General features: G+C 56.9%; 8 protein-coding genes and 1 pseudogene. 4 read left to right on the plus strand and 5 right to left on the minus strand.

The genetic code is table 11. The annotated features are described in order from the left end of the window. Positions 1-569 precede the first annotated feature (569 nt). Positions 570-929 (minus strand): hypothetical protein, encoded by a 360-nt coding sequence (locus FHX05_RS30060; protein ID WP_183876517.1) that lies wholly within the window; start codon positions 927-929, stop codon positions 570-572. A gap of 144 nt (positions 930-1,073) precedes the next feature. Here FHX05_RS30060 and FHX05_RS30065 point away from each other — a divergent pair, with 144 nt between their 5' ends. Continuing rightward, positions 1,074-1,607 carry a molybdopterin-dependent oxidoreductase gene (locus tag FHX05_RS30065; RefSeq protein WP_246699175.1) on the plus strand — a complete coding sequence of 178 codons (534 nt, stop codon included), beginning with the start codon at positions 1,074-1,076 and terminating at the stop codon, positions 1,605-1,607. A gap of 305 nt (positions 1,608-1,912) precedes the next feature. On the opposite strand, the gene FHX05_RS30070 is transcribed toward FHX05_RS30065, so the two are convergent. Both FHX05_RS30070 and FHX05_RS30075 read right to left on the minus strand, forming a co-directional pair. Then, positions 1,913-3,859: a methyl-accepting chemotaxis protein gene (locus tag FHX05_RS30070; RefSeq protein ID WP_183876519.1), complete on the minus strand. Its 1,947-nt coding sequence runs from the start codon at positions 3,857-3,859 to the stop codon at positions 1,913-1,915. A 196-nt stretch (positions 3,860-4,055) separates the two neighbouring features. Continuing rightward, positions 4,056-5,921 carry a chloride channel protein gene (locus FHX05_RS30075; RefSeq protein WP_183876530.1) on the minus strand — a complete coding sequence of 622 codons (1,866 nt, stop codon included), beginning with the start codon at positions 5,919-5,921 and terminating at the stop codon, positions 4,056-4,058. A gap of 71 nt (positions 5,922-5,992) precedes the next feature. On the opposite strand from FHX05_RS30075, the gene FHX05_RS30080 reads away from it, so the two are divergent. From FHX05_RS30080 to FHX05_RS30090, 3 genes are all read left to right on the plus strand, one after another. Next, positions 5,993-6,412, plus strand: coding sequence for a helix-turn-helix domain-containing protein (locus FHX05_RS30080; protein WP_183876522.1), 420 nt, complete (start codon positions 5,993-5,995; stop codon positions 6,410-6,412). Positions 6,413-6,492: 80 nt separating this feature from the next. Then, a complete protein-coding gene (locus FHX05_RS30085) occupies positions 6,493-6,915 on the plus strand; it encodes a helix-turn-helix domain-containing protein (protein WP_183876524.1) in 423 nt (140 codons plus the stop codon). 71 nt (positions 6,916-6,986) lie between these two features. Continuing rightward, entirely contained in the window at positions 6,987-7,280 is a 294-nt protein-coding gene (locus tag FHX05_RS30090; RefSeq protein ID WP_183876526.1) for a hypothetical protein, read from the plus strand. A 242-nt stretch (positions 7,281-7,522) separates the two neighbouring features. Here the strand turns inward: FHX05_RS30090 and FHX05_RS30095 are convergent, their stop codons facing one another. Both FHX05_RS30095 and FHX05_RS30280 read right to left on the minus strand, forming a co-directional pair. Continuing rightward, the gene (locus FHX05_RS30095; RefSeq protein WP_183876532.1) at positions 7,523-8,887 is read right to left on the minus strand and encodes an MFS transporter; all 1,365 of its coding nucleotides are present in this window, start codon (positions 8,885-8,887) and stop codon (positions 7,523-7,525) included. Between the two features lie 99 nt (positions 8,888-8,986). Beyond that, positions 8,987-9,466: pseudogene (locus tag FHX05_RS30280) on the minus strand (hypothetical protein); the annotation flags it as partial.

Below are 9,466 nucleotides of genomic sequence, written 5' to 3' on the forward strand. Positions count from 1 at the left end.
CACGATACGACAGACGTGCGGACAACTACCTTGCCGGCCTCAAACTCGCCGCAACGAGGATATGGATCGCTTCAGCTAATGAGTCCGCGTCCTAGTAGTCTGAAATGAATGCCCTGCCCGGTGGGCCAGGCAGGGCGGCTACGTAGCACTGTCGCGCGAGTCGGGGCCGAACTGGAGTTCAGTAACCTGCGCAAGTTGAAAGTATCATCCTGTAATGGCTTTGTGAATAGGCTGACTAGTCTAAGCACAAGCGCAGTATCACTCATATGGTAGTGGCTGAAGCGTAATATAGAGGCATATTCATACGAGTTTGATGCCCTAGCCGGCTGCCCGCGTCCCATCGCGGAAGGCGGGTCTTGTCGTTGTCGCGTTCAAGATGCCGATCGTCAGGCCGTGATGTTCAATGAGGCGTTGGTGCAGCGATCGCCGTGTAAGCGGATGTCTGTCTTTGATGCCTTTGCTACTCGGTAGCTTGTCTGGGCGGCGGCTTGGCCGTGCAACACCGCAGCTATATAGATAGCAAGGCGAGGTTTTTGACGGGCCAGCAAACCTCCGGATATAGCGCATCACTATATTAGAAGATCAGATTTTAACCAAGATCCGTGACAAGCAACGATAGCCGATCCCCGCTCTCCGAAATGAGCGAGCATCATTCCGGCCGGGGCGTCAGCCTGCATCACAGAAACTATGTCTAAAACGCGAGTGATGACGCCCCGATTGGTCAGATCGTCGATCGTCGCAAGGTCTTCACGCATGACCTGAAGCATTCGGCCGATATCAAGTAGCATATGGACGATATTGCTGTCGCAGTTGCCAGCCTGATCGTACGGAAAATCTAAGAACATCCGTGCCCACCTGTCGATCCAGATGAGACGCTCACCTGCGCCCAGCCCCATAAAAGTTTGTAAGACGTCATCGACTACCAGCATTCCTCGGCCTCCGAGCGTCAGATGCGTTATCTGTTTCCCTCGATCAAATAGCATGATCGGCATTCCTTTCACCAATCAACATCGAAGTTGCTTTCTCGGCACGCACCCTGCTGATCGCTGAAGAATCGAATCGCGAAAGTAGAAATGCCGAACTCCAAAGAATTTGATCATCTCCTGGCGGAGAACTTTGTCAGTTACAGACTTCGGGTTAGCGGCCTGGTCGAGGAACCAAGGGAGTTCTCGCTGGCAGACCTCAAAGCGATGGCGAAGCAGGAGCAAATCACGACACATTTCTGTATTCAAGGCTGGTCGGGGGTCGCCGAGTGGGGTGGCGTTGCCATGCGCGACATCCTCGATCTGGTGAGGCCGACGCCTGAAGCACGTTACGCCGTGTTCTATTCCCTGGCCGATGGGGCCGACGGCGGTCGATATTATGATGTCCATGGCATTAGGAACATGCGCCATGCACTCACGATCCTTGCCTACGAGATGAATGGCGCGCCGCTCAGTGCCCTGCATGGGGCTCCGCTGCGGCTGCGCTGCGAGAACGAGTTGGGATTCAAGATGGTCAAATGGGTTACGGCGATCGAGTTCGTCCACGACTTCTCTGATCTCGGTGCCGGCCAGGGTGGCTACAACGAGGACCATGAATTCTACGGATATCGGATGCCGATTTGATTGCTGCTTGTCATGACCGGCATAGTCGCGTGGCAGCGAAAACCAAACACAAGTCGCAACAATGATCGTTAAGAATAAATCGCCGCACTCAAGCGGCAGGTAGTATTATGATCGTAAATGCCACTCCTGGAAGGTGCGGTGCTGATGTCAAAGGTAGCTGCCAAAGGGCGGTCATCGATGTCGTTTGTGCCCCACTTTCTCTTTCAAATTACTTCGAAAGATCAGCGCTTTGCGCTCCGCCCCGAGCGATCCACTCCCAGCGCCGTTTCGCACTCCAAACGTTGAGGAATCAGCCCCGACTTTCGTCAAAACTCTTCCCAGCTGCTGGCACTCACGCTTGTCTTTGCGCCGAAGGCTACGGCTACAGTGTTGGCCATTTTGCGTGCCGGAGAAATGGTCGGCTTGTGAAGAGCAATGGCGGCAACCGCCAGAGCGGCAGGTTTGCGGCGCGGCGCTTCCGGCGACGTTCTTGAGCCACCGAGCTGGAACTGACTGATCAGCTCTCGCAGCCTGGTTGCCTCGTCAGCGAGCGTCGCGCTTGCCGCGGTTGTTTGCTCAACCATAGCGGCGTTCTGTTGCGTTACCTGGTCCATTTGGTTGACGGCGATGTTGACCTCGGAAAGACCTACGGATTGCTCCTTCGCTGAGGTAGCAATGGCGTCCATATGCTGGTTGACAGTAATAATATAGCCTTCGATGGTCTTCAGCGCCTCGCCGGTCTCGCTCACAAGCTTGACGCCGCTCTGCACTTCCACACTCGAGCTGCGTATGAGATCCTTGATCTCCTTTGCTGCCTGTGCCGAACGTTGGGCAAGCTCACGCACCTCCTGCGCAACAACCGCAAAGCCCTTGCCCGCCTCCCCTGCTCGGGCGGCCTCTACACCAGCATTCAGCGCCAGGAGGTTTGTCTGGAACGCGATCTCGTCAATGACACCGATGATGTTCGCGATCTGGTTGGATGACTGCTCGATCCTCTGCATTGCGTTGACGGCATTTGACACGACAACGCCCGAGTGCGCCGCGCCGGCATTCGCGTGGGCGGCCACAGCTCGGGCCTCATCGGCTCTCTTTGAGGAGTTCGATACATTGACGGTGATTTCATCGAGGGCCGCAGCTGTTTCCTCAAGCGACGCTGCCTGCTGTTCAGTTCGCTTCGATAGATCCTGCGCGCCCTGGCTGATCTCGCTCGTGCCGACGTCGATGGCGCTGGTTGCATCGGCAACCGCTCGCAGCGTTTCAGCAAGCTGGGTCGTGGCGCTGTTGAAATCCACCCGTAGGCTCTCGAGTTCCGCGACGAATGGTTCGGTGATTTGGCCGGTTAGGTCTCCACGAGACAGTTGTTGCAGGCCCTTCCCGAGTTGCGCCGTTGCGTATGCCATAGCTTCGGCCCGCACCCCTTCGAGCTGCGCCACGCGGTCGCGCTCCTGCTCGGAGAGCGCTCGCTGGGCGGCAACTTCTCGTTCCAATCTTTGATTGGCAAGCGCACTTTCGCGGAAGACTTCCAGCGCAGCTGCAATGTTTCCGATTTCGTCGGCACGCGACCGATAGGGGATTTCTCGATCAAGCGCCCCTTGCGCCAGATCCTTCATCGAGCCGGTGATCCGGGTCAGCGGCAGCGAGACAACCCTCACCGCATAGTAGATGCCAAAGCCGCTCAGCCCGAGAATAACGACGATGGTCGCGATGGAGATTTCCATTGCCGATGAGAATGCCTTTGCAGCGCCGTCAACGACTTGATTGGCGGCGTCTAGATTGACGTCCTTGAGTTGCTTGAGCAGCGCGCCGTTTCTGAGGGCTTGATCCCGCATCCCCCCATTGAGGATGGCGGCCGCCTCCTCGTTCTTGTTTTGCCGCGATAGTTCGATCATTGGCGCTGCGAGAGTGTCGTAAGTCGCAACACCCGCATCAATCTGGTCAATCAGCTTCCGTTCGATATCGGACGCGGCGAGAGCACGGTAGGCCGCGATTTGCTGGGCGGCTGTTTGCTTGACGTCATTGATGCGCTGCTCCGCCTTGGCTATGGCCTCTGGCGTCAGCGATAGGATGTGTTGCGCATAGGCCAAGCGTTTGTCGGTGAGCGCGGCCTCCAGGTCGCCGATGGTCCGAACGCTCGGCAGCATACCCCTGCCGAGGGAGATCGTTGATACGTTTGTTTCGTTCAACCCGACCAACGACACAAACGCGTTACCGCAGAAGGCAAGTGCAAGCACGACCAGAAGTGATGTCAGCCCTGTCTTGATAGAGATCTTCATTTACGGCCTCCTCCTCGGCATGGTAAATTTTCAATAAACTAGCCGACAAAGATAGCGAATTGTTTAACCAGCCTACTCCATCATCTACGCTTGGATCACTCTGCCGCGAAATGGCGCCTGCATTGACCTTGGAAGCTCTGCGAGGCCGCCGACGGCGACCTCATTACCTCTATGAATACTCGCTGTTCCTCCAATGTCATTCCGTCGCAGTGGTGCCTCCCGACTGCGCACCTAAGTAAGGACGGCGCTCCAGTTCCGAGGATTTCAGTGCGCTTCTAAGGCGCAGCAGATCCTTGCGGGCAATTAGACCCACAAGCTTTCCGGAAAGACGATCCACGATCGGGATTCGTCCGGTTTCTGCGGCGAGCATGAGATCTGCAACGAATCCAACCGTGTCATCCGGATGGCCAATTGGGCCTGATGCGTCAGAAACCCGGTCTGCCAGAGTTTGATCCGCAAGCTCTTTGTCTCCCTGCCAGCGAAGTACGTCAGCACGCGACACAACGCCCAAAAGCCTGTCATTGTTTTCGACGACAGGATAGAGCCGATGCGTTTTCTCTCTGGAGGAGAAGAAGTCGCAGGCGGCCCCGATCGTCATGGAGCCGGTCAAGGTGTCAACCGGATGGACCATGATATCCGCAGCGCGTGTCAGTTCGAAGGGATCGATGCCGTATTCGCGGGTAATGTGCTGGCCGCGGCGCGCGATCTTCTCGGTAAGGATAGAACGGCGGAGCAGCAGAACGGTGACCGCGTAGGCTGTGACCGTCGCTGCAAGCAGCGGCACAAGGGCGCTGATGTCGCCGGTGATCTCGACCGCGAAGAACGTTCCTGTTAAGGGCGCACGCATCGTACCACCCATCATGGCAGCCATGCCCAGCAAGGCCCAGAAGCCCGGATCTCCGGGAAAGACGAGTCCAATGAGCCAGCCGAGAGCACCACCGAGAATGAGGAGCGGCGCAAGCACGCCACCTGAAGTTCCAGAGGACAGAGCCACCAGCCAGATCCCAGCCTTAACGAGAAGGATCGCAAGGACCGCTTTGGCTACGATATGGCTGCCCAACAGGTCCGAGATGATATCATAGCCGACGCCAAGCGCACGCGGTTCGATCAACCCACCAAGCCCTACTACCAAGCCACCGAGCGCAGGCCACCACATCCAGTGGATCGGCAACCGTTCGAAGGCATCCTCAATTTTGTAAAGTAAGGTCGTCAGCAGGCCGGACTGCAGGCCGGAGATGATGCCCATCGCAACGCAGAGAAACGCGCTCCACCACGGAAGATGGCTCTGGAAATTGATCGGGAAGAGCAGGCCCTGTCCGAACAGAAGCGGTCGCCAGTAGATCGAGACGCAAGCCGCCACCGCGACAGGAATGAAGCTGCGCGGCTTCCATTCGAACAACAACAATTCGACAGCCAGCATCACCGCCGCGATCGGCGATCCGAAAATGGCTGTCATACCGGCCGCAGCACCGGCAACCAGCAGCGTTTTGCGTTCCGCTGCGCTCATGTGGAAACATTGCGCAAATAGTGAGCCGATGGCGCCGCCGGTCATGATGATCGGGCCTTCCGCGCCGAAAGGGCCGCCGGTTCCAATGGAGATGGCCGATGAAAGCGGCTTCAGAAGCGCGACCTTGGGTGACATCCGGCTGCCGCCGATCAGGATGGCTTCGATGGCCTCGGGAATACCGTGCCCGCGGATCTTTTCAGAGCCGAACCGGGCCAACAAGCCGATCACGAGGCCACCGATTACGGGAGCCGCCACCATCCAGGCCGAGCGCGGTGCGTTCGCGAGTGAAGACGCTTGCGTGCTGAAGTGTCCGAACCACACAACGTTTGTCACAAGCGAAATCAAATTGACGAGTAACCAGGCCGCTAACGCGCCGCCGGTGCCGACGACAATCGCCATGCCGATCAATAAAAGCACGCGCTTGTCTGTTGTGAAGTCGCCAGCCTCCCGTCGGGCAAAGCCGCCGGTGAAGTCATGTTGACGATGGTGTGGTCTGCTTTCCGGGCTTTTCAATGCGTTGTCTCCAAATCGCGCTGCTGTCCAGCGGAGGCACATTTTTTCATCGCGGCCCAGATATATCGTGATACGATATAAATCAACATCTTTGTGACTGATGGAGTTGCAGCATGACCACGAAAACAAATGAGGATGCCCTTTCGCCGGGAGATTATGAGGCCCTTGCGAACCTACGCTATGCGCTGCGAAAATTTACGGAGTTCAGCAACGCTGAAGTATCGAACCTCGGCCTGACGCCACAGCAACATCAAGCGCTGCTAGCAATCAAAGAATTGCCGCCCGAAAAGGAGATGACCGTCGGGATGCTCGCCGAACGGCTGCTGATTGCGCCACATTCCGCGACCGAGCTTGTGAACAGGCTCGCCGACGCGGGCTACATTGAGCGTGTATCAAGCAAGGTCGATGGCCGGCGTCAGATCGTGAGATTGATGGAAAAGACTGAGCTCATTCTCGCGAAACTCAGTGGTGCACATCTGCACGAGATCAGGGAAATCGCCCCGGAGCTGATGGAGGCACTGCGTATCCTGTAAGATCGGCGCAAGCTGGAGTAAATCGCCTGGATGGCATAGATGTGGTTGGCTAGAGCGACGCAAATACTGAGATCGTGAAGATGACGAAAGAAACTTTGAGTGGCAGCGATTATGAAGCGCTTGCCAATTTACGCTATACGTTGCGCAGATTTATGGATTTCAGCACATCGGCTGCCCAGGAAGAAGGACTTCCCAGCCAGCAGCACCAGGCCTTGCTCGCGATTAAGGCGCAGCCGGTCAATGATGCTATGACCATCGGATTGCTGGCGAACCGTCTACTGATTGCACCCCACACGGCGACCGAGCTCGTTGGACGATTGAGCGCCGCCGATTTGGTGACACGACACTCGGACCCGCAGGACAAACGACGACAGACATTGACGTTGACCGCGAAGGCAGACGACATCCTGCTGCGGCTCAGCGCTGTGCACCTGAAGGAAATACGGGAAATGGCACCCGAACTCATCATGATCCTGCAACGCCTGCAGGCCAAAATCGCCTGACGACAACGGTTCTATCATGATGTGGAAATATATCGTAATACGATATATTTTCGGCTCGGAAGGGCAGTTTGATGGCAGCGTCGACCGTTGAAATGAAGGCTGATTTAGAGCTGATTGCCAAGCGCTTGTCGCGTGGCGCCAAACCGAAGCACCCACCACAGCGTTCACCGACCGCGGACGAGCTCGCTGAATTCAAAAGAGCACTCTATATGCGCCTACAGCCGGTCCCGTGGGCCTCAAACCTCTCGCTTTGGAATGGCAATATGCGTGGCGCAAAGGCGGCTGACGCCGGAGTGATCGATATCGAAGGTTTCGTCCCGTACTTCCAGGGCGGCATCGACATCCTCCTGTCACTTTCCATTTAGTTTCGAGAATCGGGACTCAAGGCGGGTTCTCTTGACATCAAGCGTCAACGAGACGACGAACCATCGTCAATTCTAATATGTTTCATTACAAATTTTGGGTCCGCACGCTCCGCACTACAGTATTGTCGACCAACTTTAGGTTCCAGGGAGATCGGTGCATGGCCGCTTTCATAGTTCTGGCTACCATTGCGGGCTGGTTTTTTATCTCCCATGTCGCCTGCGAGGCCGCATCGTTGCAGATGCTACCTACCATAGAACAGACGAGCGGACAGAATTGCAGCTGCTGACGCCAACAGTAGACATGCGGAGATTATCAGCGCGACACGCATGCCCGGAATGAAAGTGTCCGGGCGACCGATCAACGAACCGAAAAGCGCCACGCCCAGCACGCTGCCAGTTTGCCGCGTCGCATTGAGAACCCCGGCGGCAATACCCGACCGCGCCTTTTCCACGCTTCCCAAGAGAGTGGATGTAAGGGGCGGCACCAGCAACCCAAGACCAGTTCCAATGACGACCAATTGCGCGCAAGTTGCCCAGTACATCGTACCGTGTTGGATACCAAGCAGTGTCAGGCATGCGAAGCCAGCCGTCGCCGCGCCTACGGCGATTGTCGCGGGGGCGCCGATACCCTCGGATATGCGCGCCGCGCCCAGATTCGCCGGCAAGACCGCACCCATCATGGGTAAGAATGCCAGACCGGTCGCAAAGGGCGACAATCCATTGAGACGCTGAAAATACAGACTGAAGACAAAAATCAGCCCGTAGAACGCGACATTGACGGCCAGGCCAACAAGTGACGTCAAGGCGAACATACGGCGCTTGAACAGCGAAAGCGGCAGCATCGGCTGCGACGCGCGCAATTCCTGCAGGACGAACAGGATAACCAGTACGGCCGTTGAAACGAAGCCCGCGACAACGAAAGGACTGCGCCAACCAATCGAACCTCCTTCAATAAGACCACTCGCAAGACAGCCCAGCGCGGCGATTGCCGCGATCTGGCCAGCCAAGTCGATCTCGCGCTGGGAGGACCGAGCAGTCTCTCTGGCATAGCGCCAGGTCAACCACAGTCCAACGAGGCCGATGGGCAGGTTGACCAGGAAGATCCACCGCCAACCTACGAGCAAGATCAACCCGCCGCCGATGACAGGGCCGGCCGTCAATGCAAGGCTCGCCCCGGCAGCCCAAATACCGACCGCGCGACCGCGTTCTTTTTCATCCGCATAGGCATGGCTCAAAAGCGCGAGCGAATTCGGGACTAAAATGGCCGCACCTAGCCCCTGTACCGCTCTTGCGGCGACTAGGAGTGGCGCCGTCGGAGCGAGCGCGCAAGCTACCGATGCGACGGTGAAGACGGCAAAGCCGGCCATGAAGACTTTTTTCGCTCCGATGCGATCGCCTAAGGCGCCCGCGGTGAGGATGAATGCAGCGAAAACGATTGTGTAGGTGCTGACAACCCATTGCAGTTCGGAGACGCCACCTCCGAGCGATGTTCCGATACTGTTCAAGGCCGTATTGACGATAGTGACGTCAAGCTGAACGACGCCATAGCCAAGACTCATGGCCGCAAGGGTCAGCGACTTCGAAAGTTTCGAGCCGACAGAGGGCATCCGATCCGGTTGCGCCGCGGCGGAGACGTCCGGATGCGACGAAGGCGTGTTTCGCATAGATCACCTCGAAGGGTTGCGACTGGTCCGATTGATCACCGGCTATGCAGCTAACGCTGCATGCTCATCCCCCTGCGATCCGCTACTGGTGGATGAACTTTGCGGGAAGATCGTTGCTGGAGGCTTGTTCGGGTCGATATGATGTCCCCATATCTCAAGTCCCACCCAGATGATTACCGCCAGAATGAACGCTGCAATCAATACGATCAAAACCGGAAAACCACGTACGCCCTGGCGAGCTTCCGGTGGAGAGAGTGGTGTCTTGGTATCCTTTGGAGGTGCCATGGTTGCCTCCATATGTTGCGTGACAATGCCTGCTAACTCGCGCCCGGGAATATAGTTCCTCAACATGAATATTCGCGCGCGAAGATCTATCCGATCCCGTGGGTGATGCGGAACGTTGCTGGCCAAACAGTTAAGCGCAGACAGAGGTGGCTCGGTTTGTTTGAACAGTTTCGGGCGTTTGGTTAAGTGGATTTCCGCCTCGATTATGCCGCCACCATCATCGGTGCCAGCGCGTTG

It is taken from the genome of Rhizobium sp. BK491 (assembly GCF_014194925.1).
GTDB lineage: Bacteria > Pseudomonadota > Alphaproteobacteria > Rhizobiales > Rhizobiaceae > Rhizobium.

What these genes read in the sequence shown, in the direction of transcription:
- FHX05_RS30080 (WP_183876522.1), top strand. Translation starts at nt 5,993, where the DNA reads ATGACCACGAAAACAAATGAGGATGCCCTTTCGCCGGGAGATTATGAG.
- FHX05_RS30085 (WP_183876524.1), top strand. Translation starts at nt 6,493, where the DNA reads ATGACGAAAGAAACTTTGAGTGGCAGCGATTATGAAGCGCTTGCCAAT.
- FHX05_RS30075 (WP_183876530.1), bottom strand. Translation starts at nt 5,921, where the DNA reads ATGTGCCTCCGCTGGACAGCAGCGCGATTTGGAGACAACGCATTGAAA.
- FHX05_RS30065 (WP_246699175.1), top strand. Translation starts at nt 1,074, where the DNA reads ATGCCGAACTCCAAAGAATTTGATCATCTCCTGGCGGAGAACTTTGTC.
- FHX05_RS30095 (WP_183876532.1), bottom strand. Translation starts at nt 8,887, where the DNA reads ATGCCCTCTGTCGGCTCGAAACTTTCGAAGTCGCTGACCCTTGCGGCC.
- FHX05_RS30070 (WP_183876519.1), bottom strand. Translation starts at nt 3,859, where the DNA reads ATGAAGATCTCTATCAAGACAGGGCTGACATCACTTCTGGTCGTGCTT.
- FHX05_RS30060 (WP_183876517.1), bottom strand. Translation starts at nt 929, where the DNA reads ATGCTGGTAGTCGATGACGTCTTACAAACTTTTATGGGGCTGGGCGCA.
- FHX05_RS30090 (WP_183876526.1), top strand. Translation starts at nt 6,987, where the DNA reads ATGGCAGCGTCGACCGTTGAAATGAAGGCTGATTTAGAGCTGATTGCC.